This is a genomic window from Pantoea sp. At-9b, from assembly GCF_000175935.2.
GTDB lineage: Bacteria > Pseudomonadota > Gammaproteobacteria > Enterobacterales > Enterobacteriaceae > Pantoea.
Genome location: NC_014837.1, coordinates 3,403,685 through 3,420,286 on the forward strand (window position 1 = coordinate 3,403,685; position 16,602 = coordinate 3,420,286).

The following is a 16,602-nucleotide window of genomic DNA, read 5'->3' on the forward strand; positions in this document are numbered from 1 at the left end:
CTTAAACTTTGCTGCGACCAAAGGCCGGACGCTTACGGTCGAACGACCAACCGGGAACCAGATATTGCATCGCCGTAGCGTCATTACGCGCGCCGGCTGGCAGAGATTTGTACAGCGCATTAGCTTGTTGCAGACGATCCCAGTCCAGCTCAATGCCGAGGCCGGGTTTGTCCGGCACGGCGATTTTGCCGTTGCGGATTTGCAGCGGTTCTTTCGTCAGGCGCTGGTCGCCCTCCTGCCAGATCCAATGGGTATCAATCGCCGTTGGTTTACCCGGAACTGCCGCGCCAACATGCGTGAACATCGCCAGCGAAATGTCGAAATGGTTGTTGGAGTGGCAACCCCAGGTCAGCCCCCAGTCATCACACAACTGCGCCACGCGGACCGCGCCGCTCAGTGTCCAGAAATGCGGGTCAGCCAGCGGGATATCGACAGCATTCAACATCACCGCATGGTTCATCTCACGCCAGTTGGTGGCGATCATATTGGTGGCTACCGGCAGGCCGGTGGCGCGACGAAACTCCGCCATCACCTCGCGGCCGGAGTAGCCTTGCTCAGCCCCACAGGGGTCTTCGGCATAGGTCAATACCTCCCCCATGCCTTTACACAGGCTGATGGCTTCATCAAGCAACCAGGCCCCGTTGGGATCGACGGTGATACGCGCATCCGGAAAACGTTTTTTCAACGCGACCGCCGAGGCGATTTCCTGCTCACCCGGTAATACGCCGCCTTTCAGTTTGAAATCTTTGAAGCCGTATTTATCCTGGGCCGCCTCCGCCAGACGGACCACCGCATCCGGCGTTAATGCTTCCTGATGGCGCAGGTGATACCAGTCATGGCTGGCCGCTGCGCCGCTCAGATAGGGCAGATCGGTTTTACGCCGATCGCCGATGTAGAACAGATAACCGAGCACGGTCACTTCATCACGCTGCTGGCCCGGACCAAGCAGCTCCGCCACCGGTACACCCAGGCACTGGCCGAGCAAATCCAGCAGTGCCGCTTCCAGCGCAGCCACGGCGTTGACACGCAGTTCAAACGTCCAGGCCCCTTTGCCGAAGGTATCGAAATCCGCCGACTGGTTGCCTTTGTGCACCTGCTGCACCAGGCGATTCATGCGCGCCACCTGCTGGCCTTTCACCTGGGGAATCGCATCCACCAACGTCTGATAAATGGTCTCACCACCCGGCGCTTCACCCACACCGGTATGCCCGGCGCTATCGGTCAGCACCACAATGTTGCGGGTGAAACAGGCGCTGTGCGCGCCGCCGATGTTGAGCAGCATGCTGTCGTAACCGGCAACCGGGATCACCTGCATATCAGTGATAACCGGGGTACTTTGCGTATTCATGCTCTGTCCTTATGCCCGATGTTTCAATTCGATACGTTTGATATCCCCGGCAATCACCAGGAAGCTAAACGCGGCGACGAAGGCGTGGATACCGACATAAATCAGCGCACCTTCAAAGGAACCGCTGGTGGCAATGATGTAGCCGATGGCGATGGGGGTAACAATGCCCGAGAAATTGCCGAACATATTGAACAGACCGCCACTCAGGCCGCTGATCTCTTTCGGCGCGGTATCCGCCATCACGGCCCAGCCCAGCGCCCCGATGCCTTTACCAAAGAACGCCAGCGCCATAAAGAACACCACCACCCACTCCGTTTGGGTGTAGTTACACATCACCATGCTGATGGACATCAGCATGCCGACCACAATCGGGGTTTTACGCGCAATGTTCAGAGAGCCGGTTTTACGCATCAGGTAATCCGAGATCACCCCACCTAATACACCGCCCAGGAAGCCACACACCGCAGGCACTGAAGCAATAAACCCGGCTTTCAGAATCGACATGCCGCGCGCCTGCACCAGATATACCGGGAACCAGGTGATAAAGAAGTAGGTTAAGGCGTTGATGCAGTACTGACCGAGATAGATGCCCAGCATCATGCGGGAAGAGAGCAGCTGTTTGATTTGATAGAACTTCTCTCCCCAACTGACTTTGTGCTCAGACTTCTTGCTGTCCATATTGATCAGCGCGCCGCCCTGCTCCATATACTCCAGCTCAGCCTTGTTGACGCCAGGGTGATCGTTAGGATCGTGGATCACCTTCAGCCAGATAAAGCTGATGATGATGCCCAGTCCGCCCATAAACCAGAACACATGCGCCCAGCCCACTTCCGAGGTCAGCCAGCCCATGATGGGGGCGAAAATTACCGTGGCGAAGTATTGTGCGGAGTTGAAGATAGCCACCGCCGTGCCGCGTTCTTGCGCAGGGAACCAGGCGGCAACGATACGGCTGTTGCCCGGGAAAGACGGGGCTTCAGCCAGCCCCACGAGGAAGCGCAACATAAACAACGAAGCCACAATGCCGAAGCCGCTGAACAGGTCGACGAAGCCTTGCAGGAAGGTAAACAGTGACCAGGTGAAGATGCTCCAGAAGTAAACGCGTTTAGAACCGAAGCGGTCGAGCAGCCAACCACCCGGGATTTGGCCGATAACATAAGCCCATGAGAATGCTGAGAAAATATATCCTAAACCGACCGAATCAAGGCCGATATCCTTGGACATGGCAGAACCGGCAATCGAAATCGTTGCACGATCACCGTAGTTGAAAGAGGTGACGATAAATAACATCACCACAATCCAGTAACGGGCGTTGGTGCGCTTTTGCACCGCTTCCGCTGTCTGGCTGAAACTATTCATGATGCACTCCTGAAATATAGCGGTCGCTACATTCACTCTGACTGCATACACATCGCGTTGGGTATCAGAATGATGTTCGGTTAAACACGGCGATTTTTTTATTGGCAATACGATGATGCGTCGTGACGAATAACCTAACGTTGGATAACGAGAGCCAGTATAGAAACAGGTGGAGAGCGAAACACTGGAAGAAAGCCCGATGATTTCATCGCCTGGATAGGTATTTTGTGGCGTTTGCACATAACGCTGCGGCATGGCTCACGGAACCATCAAAATCACCTCAGCAATGGTCAATTAACATACAGCTTTATGACGCTTTGTGAGTCCCTTCACTTGCGTTTGGTTAAATGTACCAAACTGACGTAATAAAACCGCCAAAAGCCAGTCAGTTGCACAATGTATTGGGTAATACCCCTGCATATACTAAGGCTGGCAAAAAAAGATGGCGTGACGGAAGCAATCAATGACACCGCGTTGCCATGTACAGCGCGGCAGAATGGAAGGTGAGCAATGAACCGACCTCTAAGCGAGAAACCGCTTTATATTAAAGTTCACGATAGCGATAACGTCGCCATCGTGGTGAATAACCAGGGGCTGCCTGCGGGCACCCGCTTTGACGATGGGCTGCAGCTGACTGAGCATGTGCCGCAGGGCCACAAGGTCGCACTGACTGATATTCCTGAGCAGGGCGCGATTGTGCGTTACGGCGAAGTGATCGGCTATGCACTGCGTCCCATTGCCCAGGGTAGCTGGATTGAGGAGTCACTGGTGGCGCTGCCCGAAGCGCCGCCGCTCGCCAGCCTGCCGCTGGCGAATAATGTCCCACCCGATTTACCGCCGCTGGCGGGTTATACCTTCGAAGGCTATCGCAATGCCGATGGCAGCGTAGGAACGCGCAATCTCCTCGCCATCACCACCAGCGTGCATTGTGTTGCGGGTGTGGTGGATTACGTGGTGAAAATTATCGAACGCGATCTGCTACCGCGTTATCCCAATGTTGATGGCGTGGTGGCTCTCAATCACCTTTATGGCTGCGGTGTGGCCATTAATGCACCTGCTGCGGTCGTGCCGATTCGCACCATTCATAACCTGGCGCTGAACCCCAATTTTGGCGGCGAAGTGATGGTGGTTAGCCTTGGCTGCGAGAAGTTGCAGCCTGAGCGCCTGCTGACCGGTACCCCCGATGTGCAGGCCATCTCACTGGACGATAATGACATTGTGCGTTTGCAGGATGAACGCCTGGTGGGCTTTGGCGCGATGGTGGATGAGATTTTGCAGGTCGCCGAACGCCATCTGAAACGGCTCAATCAACGTAAGCGCGAAACCTGCCCGGCTTCTGAGTTGGTCATCGGCATGCAATGTGGTGGCAGCGATGCGTTTTCTGGCGTCACCGCGAACCCGGCAGTGGGCTTTGCTTCTGATCTGCTGGTACGCTGCGGCGCAACGGTGATGTTTTCCGAAGTGACCGAAGTGCGTGATGCAATCCATCTGTTGACGCCACGTGTGGTTGATGAAGCAACCGGCAAACGTCTGCTGGAGGAGATGGCGTGGTATGACGACTACCTCAGCCTCGGACAAACCGATCGTAGCGCTAACCCTTCACCCGGCAACAAAAAAGGCGGCCTGGCCAATGTGGTAGAAAAAGCGCTGGGATCGATTGCCAAATCCGGTCGTAGCCCGATTGTTGAGGTGCTGTCAGCGGGCCAGCGGCCAACCAAACGCGGTTTAATCTATGCGGCGACCCCCGCCAGTGATTTTGTTTGCGGAACGCAGCAGATGGCATCCGGTATTACGTTGCAGGTCTTTACGACCGGACGCGGCACACCTTATGGCCTGGCGGCAATTCCGGTCATCAAGATGGCGACGCGCAGCGCACTGGCTGAACGCTGGCATGATTTGATGGATATTAATGCGGGCACCATTGCCACCGGTGAAGAGAGTATCGAACAAGTCGGCTGGCGGTTGTTTGAACTGATTCTGGATATTGCCAGCGCACGTAAGCAGACATGGTCCGACCGCTGGGGCATCCGCAATCAGCTGGCGGTGTTTAATCCGGCGCCTGTGACCTGATTCCCTCATCCGTAGCGGCGCGATTTATCGCGCCGCTACGTAATTACAACAACTTGCCCCAGTTTTCCACCCAAGGCGTGGTGACCGATTCCGGCTCCGGATCTTCCGTCGCATCCACCGTTAACAGCTCACCGACACGTTTGGCGCTCTGCTCCTGCAACAACGCATCGAAGGTCTTGCCCGCGCCGCAGAAGTTATCGTAGCTGCTGTCGCCCAGCGCAATCACGCCATAGCGCAAGTCAGGTTGATAGCCCAGCTGATCTTTCACCGCGTGATACAGCCCGGCGATGCTATCAGGAAAATCGCCCTGACCGGTGGTGGAGGTGATAATCAACACCACATCCTGCTGATAATCCTGCCACTGTGCCAGCGACGGGTCTTCAAACACCTTGACTTCATGGCCCTGCGCCTGCAATACCGGTTCCGCCTCTTCCGCTACCAGCAACGCATTGCCGTAAACTGTACCTACAAAAATGCCAATCTTTGCCATCAAGCTGCTCCTTATTCTGTTGGCTTATCCTGGACTGCCTCATCGACAAACTCAACCCTGGGAACATCAGGGATCTGATGCTGCCAGCCAAACTGGTGCAGCATCTGCTGCCAGACGGTATCCAGACCGGCACGGATCACCAGCGGTTCCCCAGTAACCGGATGATTCAGGCTCAGCGCGCTGGCATGCAACATCAGACGATCCAGCCCAAAATTTGCCGCCGCGCCACGGTTCTGCCGCAGATCACCGTGAGTCGTATCACCAATAATGGGGTGGCGCAGATGTGCCATATGGCGGCGCAACTGGTGCTTGCGGCCAGTACGCGGTTGCATCTCCACCAGGCTGTAACGCGCAGTGGCATAACGACCAATCGCTACCGGCATTTCAGTGTGCGCCAGCATCTGAAAATCGGTGACTGCCGGTTGCGGCCCACGGGGTTCGGTGGCGAACTTATCAGCGATCTTATCGAGTTCCTCAACCAACGGATAATCGAGCGTACCGCTTTCCATCAGCCAGCCACGCAGCACCGCATGGTAGGTTTTGCGGATTTGATGTTGTTCGAATTGCTGGGCCAGCAGCCGCCCAACCTCACTCGACAATCCCATCAACAACACGCCCGAGGTAGGACGATCCAGGCGGTGGGCGGTAAAAACGTGCTGACCAATCTGATCACGCACCGTTTGCATCACCACCACTTTTTCTTTGCGGTCGAGCCAGCTACGGTGCACCAGCCAACCCGCAGGTTTATTGACGGCGACCAGCCACTCGTCCTGATAAATAATCTCCAGCATCAGGCAGCAGGTTCCGAAAATAAGGCATCAAGCTGGCGTAACGTCAGCAACAGCATGGGATGGCCCGGCGTGCCGGGAGGAAGCGCCATTTCATAATAATGCGCCACCGCGAAATTTTGTGGCAACGGGGCATCAGCGGCGATCAGCGCCTGCAACCGTGGGATTAACACCCACTGTAGCCACTCAAGCGGTGCCAGCGTATCAAGGCAAAAGGGTTGGGTGCTGGCAAATGCGGCGGCATCGGGGGATTGCGTCTGCCAGTGGTCGTGTTCGCGCATCACCGCTTCGACCTGCTGTAGCCGCTGCAAAATAAGTTGTTGCGACGACATGCGCCACCTCCAGAGAAAAATCGGGCGGCAAGCATATCACTTGTCGGGCGATGCTCAAAAAGCGCATAAAAAAAGGGGAGCACTGTAATTACAGTGCTCCCGGTTCGTTTGCAGCAATCCCGCCACCGCTGTGCTCCCTGCTCATCCGTGACAACTTTTCCTGTGCTATCCTTCGCTTGTCATCCTGACGTTGGTCCTTAGCATCCTGGCCCGCCACATCCCGCGTGGCTCTCATTCTCCGTCCTGGAGGTGTCCCTGACTCACTCCTGAGTGTCCTGCTTCATCCTGAAGCCTTCCGTGTGCCGTAAACTCCGTTACGCTCCAGCCACCTGGCTGATATTCTCCTGAACATCGCTTAATCCGTGGCTTCCTGCCAGTGGTAACTATTCTGGCAGAAACTATCGCGGATACAAGGTACTAAAAGCCGTTACATCAGTCAGTTATCGGATGATTTTCGGACTGTTGCCATAAACTCATGATTCACAATATTTTTACAAGCCAGGCTTCGCGAATTCTTCAGTACAATTTGCCGATCTCTCACACATCATGTGAGAGATCTCTTACAACAAAGCGAGCCAATGTCTGCAATCTACTCGCTAACCGGTTGTAAGTTATTAAGAAACATCTTAATTTCTGGGGACAATATCTCGCGCTTTTTGCTACCAGGATGCTCAAGAATAACTTCACCCGTAAGATTACATAGCGAGATGACATCCTGCTCGGAATCCGTCGTGGCGATAAACAAGGTCGGGCTTTGCTTCAGGCGACGCTTCATGACCAAATGACCAATCAAATTCTCCTGTAAACGCGTGAAATCATCTTCACTCCACACCTGTAACAACGTGATATCCCGCTGCTGAAATCGTGCGGTCATATCACCGGCAAACTGGGTGGTGTAAAACGCGGTAATATCCGGCTGCAGTTCGAGATCCAGCGCACGCTCAACGGCTGCCAGCGTCGCTGGTAACGTAAATGGCTGGGGTTGCCACAACACGCGATCATCCAGCGTCGTCTGAATGCAGGGCGACGGGACACCGTGCAGATCACTGCTGGCGGGTAAGTGTCCGGTGCGCTGCTGCCATTCATCACAATAACGGGCGGTAAAATCGCGCAGAGCATCTACGGTTTGCTGCATCATTCATCTTCTCGCTTCTGATAGGTTACACTTAGCCACTTTGATGGATTTTAGTGGTAACCGTTATGTCTACTGAACAACAGGATCAGGTATTAAGTGGCCTGACCTTGGGTAAACCCACGGCGTATGTCGATCATTACGACAGCTCGCTGCTACAGCCCGTGCCGCGCAGCCTTAATCGCGAGCCGCTGGGACTGTTTCCCGACAACCTGCCCTTTCACGGGGCTGATATCTGGACGCTGTACGAACTCTCCTGGCTGAACAGCAAAGGCGTGCCGCAGGTGGCGGTGGGCGAAGTGGTGCTGAATGCCGCGAGCCGCAATCTTATCGAGTCAAAGAGCTTCAAGCTCTATCTTAACAGTTTTAATCAGACGGTTTTCGCCGACTGGGGTGAAGTGCGGCAGACGCTGCAACGCGATCTCAGTGCCTGTGCTGCAGGTGAAGTCAGCGTGGCCTTGTTCCGTCTCAGTGAAATCGAAGGCCAGCCGATTGGCCATTTCACTGGCGAGCTGATCGATGAACAGGATATTGAAATTCACGACTATGCGTTTAATGCCGACCACCTGGCACAAGCTGCCGGTCACGACATTATTGAAGAAACGCTGGTCAGCCATGTTCTGAAATCTAACTGCCTCATCACTCATCAACCCGACTGGGGTTCAGTGATGATCCGTTATAAAGGCCCACGTATCGATCGTGAAGCGCTGTTGCGTTACCTGGTCTCTTTCCGTCAGCACAATGAGTTTCATGAACAGTGTGTTGAACGCATTTTCAATGATATTCAACGCTTTTGCCACCCAGAAGCCTTGACGGTCTATGCCCGTTACACACGACGTGGCGGCCTCGATATCAACCCGTGGCGTAGCAATGTGCCCTTCTCGCCGGGATTTTCCCGTCTGGTACGTCAGTAACAGATTGCGAGACGCCTCGCAGGCCGCAGCATGGATGCGCGGTTCCACTTGAGCATTCACCGCAGACAAGGCTACTCTGTCAAAGGCGCGGGCGGCCAACCGTGCGCGACCAGGGATATTCGTCACTGTGCCCGGGAAGTTAAGCACAGCGTCATCAGTCACGCGCTTGCGTGTAAAGGAGTTCTCTTGATTACTCATATTAGCCCTCTTGGCTCGATGGATCTGCTCTCCCAGTTGGAAGTCGATATGCTGAAACGCACCGCCAGCAGCGACCTGTACCAACTGTTTCGCAACTGTTCACTCGCGGTGCTCAATTCTGGTAGTCAGACCGACAGTAGTCATGAACTGCTTTCCCGCTTTGAAAGTTTTGATATCAACGTGTTACGCCGCGAACGTGGCGTTAAACTTGAACTGATCAACCCGCCGGAAGAAGCCTTTGTCGATGGCCGGATTATCCGCTCATTGCAGGCGAACCTGTTTGCCGTACTGCGCGACATTCTGTTTGTTAACGGCCAGCTATCTGCTGCTGAACGCTTTCAGAATCTGGATGCTGAGGACTCAGCACATATCACCAATCTGGTCTTTTCCATCCTGCGTAACGCCCGTGCGCTGCACGTCGGCGAATACCCCAATACCGTAGTGTGCTGGGGTGGTCACTCGATTAACGCCGTGGAATATCAGTATTGTCGTAACGTGGGTACGCAACTTGGCCTGCGGGAACTCAATATCTGTACCGGTTGTGGCCCGGGGGTGATGGAAGCGCCGATGAAAGGTGCAGCAGTCGGTCATGCGCAGCAACGCTACCGCGACAGCCGTTTTATCGGCCTGACCGAACCCTCGATCATTGCCGCTGAGCCACCGAATCCGCTGGTCAATGAATTGATCATCATGCCGGATATCGAAAAACGCCTCGAAGCCTTTGTGCGTATCGCCCACGGCATCGTGATTTTCCCGGGTGGTGTTGGTACGGCAGAAGAGTTGTTGTATCTGCTGGGTATTCTGATGAACCCACAGAACAAGGATCAGGTACTGCCGCTGATTCTGACCGGGCCGCAAGAAAGCGCCGATTACTTCCGCGTTCTGGACGATTTTATTGTCAGTACGCTGGGCGAAAGCGCGCGTAAACATTACAAAATCATCATTGATGATGCCGCCGAAGTGGCGCGTCTGATGAAGAAAGCCATGCCGCAGGTGAAAGAGTATCGTCGTGAAACCGGTGATGCCTACAGCTTCAACTGGTCAATTCGTATCGTGCCGGACCTGCAACTGCCGTTCCTGCCCACTCACGAAAACATGGCGAACCTGAACCTGTACACCAATCAACCCGCAGAAAAACTGGCAGCGGATTTACGTCGTGCCTTCTCGGGCATTGTCGCGGGCAACGTGAAAGAAGTGGGCATCCGCGAAATCCGTGAAAAAGGGCCGTACAAACTGCATGGCGATCCGGACATCATGCACCGCATGGATGAACTGCTACAGGGCTTTGTCGCCCAGCATCGCATGAAACTGCCGGGCACTGCCTATATTCCCTGCTACGAAATCATCAAATAACTCAGGAAGGCAGCCTGCGGGCTGCCGCTATCATCATGTCTTTTCATCTCCTTATTGTTGATGCCCTGAACCTGATCCGCCGTTTACATGCCGTTCAGGGATCGCCATGCCGTGATGCCTGCGTGGCGGCGCTGCATCAGTTGTTGGGCCATACCCGGCCAACACACGTGGTCGCGGTGTTTGACAGCGCCACACGCCAGCCAGGCTGGCGTCATGCCTTGCTGCCGGACTACAAAGCCGGTCGCCCACCGATGCCAGATGATTTACAACAGGAAATGCCCGCGATCCAACAGGCATTTCAGGCTGCCGGTGTCAGTTGTTGGATCGCCGATCAGGACGAAGCCGATGACCTGGCTGCGACGCTGGCGATCAAAATGGCGGATGCCGGCCATCAGGCAACGATTGTCTCGACCGATAAAGGCTACTGTCAGCTACTGGCACCACAGATCCGGATTCGCGATTACTTCCAGAAACGCTGGCTGGACGTCCCCTTTATTGAACAGGAGTTCGGGGTGACACCTGCGCAACTCGCAGACTATTGGGGATTGTGTGGCATCAGCAGTAGCAAGATTCCGGGGGTGGCGGGCATCGGTCCGAAAAGCGCACGGGAACTGATTGGGCAATTTGGCTCGCTGGAAGCGATTTACCAACAGTGGGATCAGGTGCCCGCAAAGTGGCAAGGGAAATTGCAGTCACAACGTGCCATGGCGGAGATTTGTCGCCAGGTCTCGACACTGAAGCGTGATCTGGTGCTGCAAGGCAATCTGAATACGCTGCGGTATAACCCGTAGCATTGAGCTGCAATCCGCCAAAATAATTTGTGCTGCAGGAAGGCGGCAAGTACGCGAATCCCCAGGAGCTTACATCAGTAAGTAACTGGGGTGAGCACACGCAGCCAACGCACCTGCAGCGCAAAGTATGACGGAGGATTAGCGTTCGTCGCGACGTCCACCAACGGACGCCCAGATACGGCGCACATGCACCGTCACTTCTTCGCGATCGTGGTAGAGCTGACGCGCCTGAATCTGCGCATTAATCCCCTGCTCTTTCAGGGTGGCATCAATCATCGCCAGGTTTTGTGTCACCTCTTCATAGCGCTTTTTCATCGGCAATTTAAGGTTGAAGATCGCTTCGCGACACCAGCCATTGACCAGCCATTCACTCATCAGGCTGGCAACGCGCACTGGTTTTTCCACCATGTCGCACACCAGCCAGCTGATGTTGTTACGGGGAGGACGGAAGCGGAAGCCGTCTTCACGGCAGTGCGTAACCTGTCCGGTATCCATCAAACTCGGCGCCATTGGCCCGTTATCGACCGCGTAGACCATCATGCTGCGTTTCACCAACTGATAGGTCCAGCCACCAGGACACGCGCCCAGATCCACTGCCCACATCCCGCTACCCAGACGTTCATCCCATTCGTCAGCCGGGATAAAGACATGAAAAGCCTCTTCCAGTTTCAGGGTGGAACGGCTTGGCGCATCTGACGGGAATTTCAGGCGCGGAATGCCCATATAAAACGGTGAGTTATTCTGCGGCAGCGAGTAGCCAACATAACAGGTACCGGGGGCAATAAAGAACACATGCACCACCGGACGTTTCGGGCTTTCGTAGTTAAGCAGAATTTTGCTTTCACGCAGGCTGGCGCGCAGCGGCACTGTAAACTTGCGGCAAAATTTGGTCAGTTCTTTGGCTTCGTTGGTGTCGGGCACTTCGACACGTAATTCACCGCCTTTCTCGACGACCCCGGTCAGCATCCCGACAATCGGTGAAATACGGTCTTCAGGTGGCAAGTCACGCAGCAATTCCCCTACCACCACCATCTGACGGGCAAAAATCAGCTCAGCAAACGGCAGTTGGCTGATCAATTTCTCCGCATCTTCCTGTTGGTAGCATTCAAACAACACATAGCCAGCGTCGTCTTTCACACGCGGGAAACCATAAATTTCACGCTCAGCGGCTTTCGCACTGATCTCTGCCGCACACTCTTTCTCAAAGCCAGGACGGCAATAGAGTAAAACCTTATTCATGGCGTTCTGCCTTTCGTTTCAGACGCATTGCGCCAATCAACATCAAAAACCAGCCAATCAGGAAGCCAAGGCCACCGACTGGCGTAACAAATACCCAAAACTTCAGATGCGACAGCGCCAGACAATAGAGGCTGCCGCTGAACAATACGGTTCCCAACGCCAGTGCGGCGCTACTCCAGTAAAACCAGATATTGGCTCGACGCAACATAGCCGATGCGAGGCCAATAATCGCCAGCGTATGATACGCCTGATACTCCAGGCCGGTATGTATCCACGCCATCTCGGCCGGGCCGAGGGATTTGCTCAGCACATGGGCACCAAAAGCACCAAAAGCCACCAGCGTGAAACCGCTGATGGCGGCAAAAATAAACATGGCACGACTGGACATCTAACAATCCTCAGAGTGAATACGCACGTCACTGTGCAACAATCAACGCGTTAGTGATCGTAACGAAAACGAAATTTCTCTTGTTCGGTTGCGGCTTTGGCCAGGATCCACTGTCGAAAGGCGGCTATTTTACCCAGTTCTGCCTGGCTGTCATGACAAACCAGATAAAAAGCATTTTTACTGACCAATACGTCATTAAAAGGACAGACCAGACGACCGGCTTCGATTTCGCTCTGCGCCATCACATTATTGGCCAGCGCCACGCCCTGACCGTGAATCGCCGCCTGCAATACCATCGCACTGTGGCTGAAAATTGGCCCCTGCTGCACATTAATGTGCTGCAAGCCTAGTTGACGAATATAGGATTGCCAGTCACGACGCGAGGCATCATGCAGCAGCGTGAAGTGCGCCAGATCAGCCGGTGACTTCAGCGGATGGTCCCCGGTCAGCAGCAACGGCGAGCAGACTGGCAACAGATACTCCGCGTAGAGTTTTTCCACCCGCAGTCCTGGCCAGTTGCCACGGCCATAGAAAATCGCCACATCCACGTCATCTGCCAGTTTCTCTTCATCGCGGTCAACCGCCTGGATACGGACATCGATACCCGGATAAGCTGTATTAAAGCTGGAGAGACGTGGCACCAACCACTGAATGGCGAAGCTCGGCAGCAGGCTGACCGTCAATGCACCTTTGGCGCTGCGCGCCTGTAGTTTACGCGTCGCATCATTCAATGCGGAGAAAATTTCCTTGATATCCAGATAGTAGCTTTGACCTTCTTCCGTCAGCAAAAGCGAACGATTCCTCCGGCGAAATAGCTTAAGACCGAGAAAATCTTCCAGAGATTTAATCTGATGGCTGACAGCTGCCTGGGTAACAAACAGCTCCTCGGCGGCTTTGGTAAAGCTCAAATGGCGTGCCGCAGCATCAAAGACGCGTAAAGCATTCAGCGGGGGAAGGCGTTTAGACATGGTTTTCCGTATCCGGATCAACAGAGTAATACTGCAACTTATAACAAGTCATACGGTATTAGTTTTTTTAATCCGAGACATTATAAATTGTCCGTTGAGGAAGCTCCAGCAAATACCTATAGTTGCCGCACTTCCTAAGCCGGAACGAAAAGATTTCTGGAAATGTGCGTTAGTTCGCAGACTTTTGGAGAGCTTTTGGCTTGTGGTCGTGATGTTGTGTTTGCATTTTGATCTGACGATTGCGGATCAAGCTTTTAATTCCTGTAGATTTACCCTGTCTGTCCAAAGTGATTTACATAGCACCGCAAATTGCGGTGCTTTTTTTTATCTGTCGTTTACTGGCCCATCTCAACCATCTCTTTGACATCTGAGCGGTTAATCTGCTGCTGGTTGCCATTGGCATCTTTATAGCTGATCATACCGGTATCATCGTCTACTTTAGGTTTGCCAGAAGCAACAATGGTGCGGCCGTCATTGGTATGCATCACGTAATTGCTGGAACAGGCAGCCAGGGTAAAGGCCATGGTACACACGGCCAGCACTGCGGCGAGTTTTTTCATTTTCTATCTCCTTGCAGATTGATTGCATCAAACCACCCGCTAGACGCTGACCAGAGGCAGCTGAAAAAGTGAAATCGACTGGAAAGGTCGATTTCTAATGCGGGTTTTGGTTTAAACCTTGCAATAATTAGCATAACGCGCTTTCCCAGCTTTGCCAGGTTACAGACCGACTTTCAGTCTGGTCCTAAAAACTCATCACAACAGGCCGGATATGACCATTTTTACCCCCACCGCTTTTCGCCAGCAATTTCCTGCGCTGGCTGATGCCGGTGTCTATCTCGACAGCGCAGCTACCGCCCTGAAACCACTGGCGGTGATTGAGGCCACACAACAGTTCTATTCCCTGAGTGCCGGGACGGTGCATCGCAGCCAGTTCGCCGCCGCACGTGCCCTGACAGAACAATATGAACAGGCGCGCGGCCTGGTGGCCCGCTGGTTGAATGCCGCTGATGACCGACAAATTATCTGGACGCGCGGCACCACCGAAGCCATCAATCTGGTAGCCAACAGCTGGCTGGCGCCGCGCCTGCAACCCGGTGATGAAATCGTGGTGAGCGAGGCGGAGCACCACGCCAATCTGGTGCCCTGGCTGATGCTGGCGCAGGCCAAAGGGGCAAAAGTGGTGAAATGGCCACTGGGTGCGGATCGCCTGCCTGATATCCAGCAATTGCCTCAGTTACTGAATTCACGCACACGTCTGCTGGCTATTGGTCAGATGTCGAATGTCACCGGAGGCTGCCCGGATTTGGCACAGGCGATTCGGCTGGCACATGCCGTCGGTGCCAAAGTAATGGTCGATGGCGCGCAGGGCGTGGTGCATTGCGCACCGGATGTACAGGCTGAAGACATTGATTTTTATGCCTTCTCCGGCCATAAGTTGTACGGACCGATGGGCATCGGTGTGTTGTATGGCAAAGCGGAATTGCTTGAAGAGATGTCACCATGGCAAGGCGGCGGCAAAATGCTGACGCAGGTGGATTTCAACGGCTTCACGCCGCAGCCGGTGCCGTGGCGTTTTGAAGCGGGCACACCAAATGTGGCGGGGGTGATTGGCTTAAGCGCCGCCCTGCGCTGGCTCAGCCAACATAACGCGGAAAAGATGGAGATGTGGAGCCAGCAACTGGCCAGCCTTGCCGAAGAACAGCTGAGCGCCCTGCCAGGCTTTCGCAGTTTTCGCTGCGGCAGCAGCAGTCTGCTGGCATTCGAAATCACGGGTATCCATCATAGCGATATCGTGACGCTGCTGGCAGAGCATGGCATTGCATTACGCGCTGGCCAACATTGCGCGCAGCCCCTGATGGCCGCGTTGGGTGTGAGCGGCACCTTGCGTGTCTCGTTCGCCCCCTATAATAATTTGCAGGACGTGGACGCGCTGGTGCGCGCCATGCAAAGCGCCGTCGATTTACTGAGTGAGTAACACCATGAGCACAGCCCTTCTCGCCCCACACCCGTTCGGTGACCTGATCACCGAGGCCAGCCTGACAGAGAAATTCAGCCATTTTCATCAGTGGGAAGATCGTTATCGTCAGTTGATCCAACTGAGCCGTCAGTTACCTGCGTTACCGGAAGCGATGAAAACCACTGACATCGAACTGAGCGGGTGTGAGAATCGCGTCTGGCTGAGCAGTCAGTTGCAAAACAACGGCACGCTGCATTTCTATGGCGACAGTGAAGGACGTATCGTGCGTGGCTTGCTGGCAGTGCTGTTAACTGCGGTGGAAGGAAAAACGCCAGCTACCCTGCTGCAACAGGATCCGCTGGCGTTGTTTGATACGCTTGGCCTGCGCGCCCAACTGAGTGCCTCGCGCAGCAGCGGTTTACAGGCGCTGGCCGACGCAGTACAGCGTGCGGCGCGCCAACACGCTTAATGCTGGCGTGCGGCGCGCGCGAGAAATTTCTTCAGTGCGTGCGCAACCGCGATAAAACCAAAGGTGGCGGTCACCATGGTCGCGGCACCAAAACCTGCCGCACAGTCCATACGCTTCGGGCCTTCGGCGGTGCTGCGTGACGCACACACGCTGCCGTCGGGCTGCGGATAGACCAGCGCTTCAGTGGAAAAGACGCAATCGATGCCCAGCTTGCCTTTGCTGTTTTTCTTCACACCAAAATCGTTCTTCAGGCGTTCACGTAATTTCGCCGCCAGCGGATCCTGGATGGTTTTCGCCAGATCGCTCACCTGAATCTGCGTTGGATCGATCTGCCCACCCGCACCACCGGTGGTGATCAAGGGAATTTTGTTGCGTCGACACCAGGCAATCAGCGCCGCTTTAGGTCGAACGCTATCGATCGCATCGATCACATAATCGAAGCCAACCGGCAGCAACTCTGCGGTGTTTTCCGGCGTGATGAAATCATCGATGCAGATCACCTCACATTCCGGGTTAATCGCGCGGATACGCTCCGCCATCACCTCAGTTTTTGCCTGACCGACCTTTCCCTGCAACGCATGAATCTGCCGGTTAGTATTGGTGATGCAGACATCGTCCATATCGATCAGGGTGATTTTGCCGATACCGGTACGCGCCAGCGCCTCAGCCGCCCAGGACCCCACCCCGCCAATACCAATTACGCAAAAATGCGCATCGGCAAAACGCTGTAATGCGTCCTGCCCATACAAACGCGCCGTGCCGCCAAAACGTTGCCGCCAGGCGTCGCTAACCACTATCATAACAACC

Annotated in this window: 17 protein-coding genes; 6 read left to right on the forward strand and 11 right to left on the reverse strand. The window is 54.6% G+C overall.

What is annotated here, in order from left to right:
* Window position 1: 1 nt before the first annotated feature.
* Both PAT9B_RS15670 and PAT9B_RS15675 read right to left on the reverse strand, forming a co-directional pair.
* Entirely contained in the window at window positions 2-1,348 is a 1,347-nt protein-coding gene (locus tag PAT9B_RS15670; protein WP_013510253.1) for an enolase C-terminal domain-like protein, read from the reverse strand.
* 9 nt (window positions 1,349-1,357) lie between these two features.
* Window positions 1,358-2,704 carry an MFS transporter gene (locus tag PAT9B_RS15675; protein WP_013510254.1) on the reverse strand — a complete coding sequence of 449 codons (1,347 nt, stop codon included), beginning with the start codon at window positions 2,702-2,704 and terminating at the stop codon, window positions 1,358-1,360.
* A 510-nt stretch (window positions 2,705-3,214) separates the two neighbouring features.
* Here PAT9B_RS15675 and garD point away from each other — a divergent pair.
* Window positions 3,215-4,774 (forward strand): galactarate dehydratase, encoded by a 1,560-nt coding sequence (garD, locus tag PAT9B_RS15680; RefSeq protein WP_013510255.1) that lies wholly within the window; start codon window positions 3,215-3,217, stop codon window positions 4,772-4,774.
* 43 nt (window positions 4,775-4,817) lie between these two features.
* Here garD and PAT9B_RS15685 read toward each other — a convergent pair whose 3' ends face one another.
* From PAT9B_RS15685 to syd, 4 genes are all read right to left on the reverse strand, one after another.
* Window positions 4,818-5,264: a flavodoxin gene (locus tag PAT9B_RS15685; protein ID WP_013510256.1), complete on the reverse strand. Its 447-nt coding sequence runs from the start codon at window positions 5,262-5,264 to the stop codon at window positions 4,818-4,820.
* A gap of 11 nt (window positions 5,265-5,275) precedes the next feature.
* On the reverse strand, window positions 5,276-6,055 hold the full coding sequence (gene truC, locus PAT9B_RS15690) for a tRNA pseudouridine(65) synthase TruC (protein ID WP_013510257.1): 780 nt from the start codon (window positions 6,053-6,055) through the stop codon (window positions 5,276-5,278).
* Window positions 6,055-6,384 carry a YqcC family protein gene (locus tag PAT9B_RS15695; protein ID WP_013510258.1) on the reverse strand — a complete coding sequence of 110 codons (330 nt, stop codon included), beginning with the start codon at window positions 6,382-6,384 and terminating at the stop codon, window positions 6,055-6,057. Before PAT9B_RS15695 ends, truC begins: the two co-directional genes overlap by 1 nt.
* Window positions 6,385-6,973: 589 nt before the next feature.
* Entirely contained in the window at window positions 6,974-7,522 is a 549-nt protein-coding gene (syd, locus tag PAT9B_RS15700; RefSeq protein ID WP_041525839.1) for a SecY-interacting protein, read from the reverse strand.
* 62 nt (window positions 7,523-7,584) lie between these two features.
* On the opposite strand from syd, the gene queF reads away from it, so the two are divergent.
* The 3 genes from queF to xni all read left to right on the forward strand — a co-directional run bounded on the left by queF (window position 7,585) and on the right by xni (window position 10,772).
* Complete coding sequence (gene queF, locus PAT9B_RS15705) at window positions 7,585-8,430, forward strand: NADPH-dependent 7-cyano-7-deazaguanine reductase QueF (RefSeq protein ID WP_013510260.1); 846 nt, start codon at window positions 7,585-7,587, stop codon at window positions 8,428-8,430.
* A 186-nt stretch (window positions 8,431-8,616) separates the two neighbouring features.
* A complete protein-coding gene (gene ppnN / locus PAT9B_RS15710; protein ID WP_041525840.1) occupies window positions 8,617-9,981 on the forward strand; it encodes a nucleotide 5'-monophosphate nucleosidase PpnN in 1,365 nt (454 codons plus the stop codon).
* Between the two features lie 35 nt (window positions 9,982-10,016).
* On the forward strand, window positions 10,017-10,772 hold the full coding sequence (gene xni / locus PAT9B_RS15715; protein WP_013510262.1) for a flap endonuclease Xni: 756 nt from the start codon (window positions 10,017-10,019) through the stop codon (window positions 10,770-10,772).
* Between the two features lie 138 nt (window positions 10,773-10,910).
* Here the strand turns inward: xni and rlmM are convergent, their stop codons facing one another.
* The 4 genes from rlmM to PAT9B_RS15735 form a co-directional block, all read right to left on the reverse strand.
* Window positions 10,911-12,011, reverse strand: coding sequence for a 23S rRNA (cytidine(2498)-2'-O)-methyltransferase RlmM (rlmM, locus tag PAT9B_RS15720; protein WP_013510263.1), 1,101 nt, complete (start codon window positions 12,009-12,011; stop codon window positions 10,911-10,913).
* Complete coding sequence (locus PAT9B_RS15725) at window positions 12,004-12,399, reverse strand: DUF423 domain-containing protein (protein ID WP_013510264.1); 396 nt, start codon at window positions 12,397-12,399, stop codon at window positions 12,004-12,006. The genes rlmM and PAT9B_RS15725 overlap by 8 nt, the downstream gene beginning before the upstream one ends.
* A gap of 50 nt (window positions 12,400-12,449) precedes the next feature.
* Window positions 12,450-13,367: a transcriptional regulator GcvA gene (locus PAT9B_RS15730; protein ID WP_013510265.1), complete on the reverse strand. Its 918-nt coding sequence runs from the start codon at window positions 13,365-13,367 to the stop codon at window positions 12,450-12,452.
* Window positions 13,368-13,702: 335 nt separating this feature from the next.
* A complete protein-coding gene (locus PAT9B_RS15735) occupies window positions 13,703-13,927 on the reverse strand; it encodes a YgdI/YgdR family lipoprotein (RefSeq protein WP_013510266.1) in 225 nt (74 codons plus the stop codon).
* A 211-nt stretch (window positions 13,928-14,138) separates the two neighbouring features.
* Between PAT9B_RS15735 and csdA the strand changes: the two genes are divergently transcribed.
* Window positions 14,139-15,344: a cysteine desulfurase CsdA gene (gene csdA / locus PAT9B_RS15740; protein WP_013510267.1), complete on the forward strand. Its 1,206-nt coding sequence runs from the start codon at window positions 14,139-14,141 to the stop codon at window positions 15,342-15,344.
* A 4-nt stretch (window positions 15,345-15,348) separates the two neighbouring features.
* Window positions 15,349-15,795 (forward strand): cysteine desulfurase sulfur acceptor subunit CsdE, encoded by a 447-nt coding sequence (csdE, locus tag PAT9B_RS15745; protein WP_013510268.1) that lies wholly within the window; start codon window positions 15,349-15,351, stop codon window positions 15,793-15,795.
* On the opposite strand, the gene tcdA is transcribed toward csdE, so the two are convergent.
* Entirely contained in the window at window positions 15,792-16,595 is an 804-nt protein-coding gene (gene tcdA, locus PAT9B_RS15750; RefSeq protein ID WP_013510269.1) for a tRNA cyclic N6-threonylcarbamoyladenosine(37) synthase TcdA, read from the reverse strand. The two genes, csdE and tcdA, sit on opposite strands and share 4 nt — an antisense overlap.
* Between the last annotated feature and the right edge of the window lie 7 nt (window positions 16,596-16,602).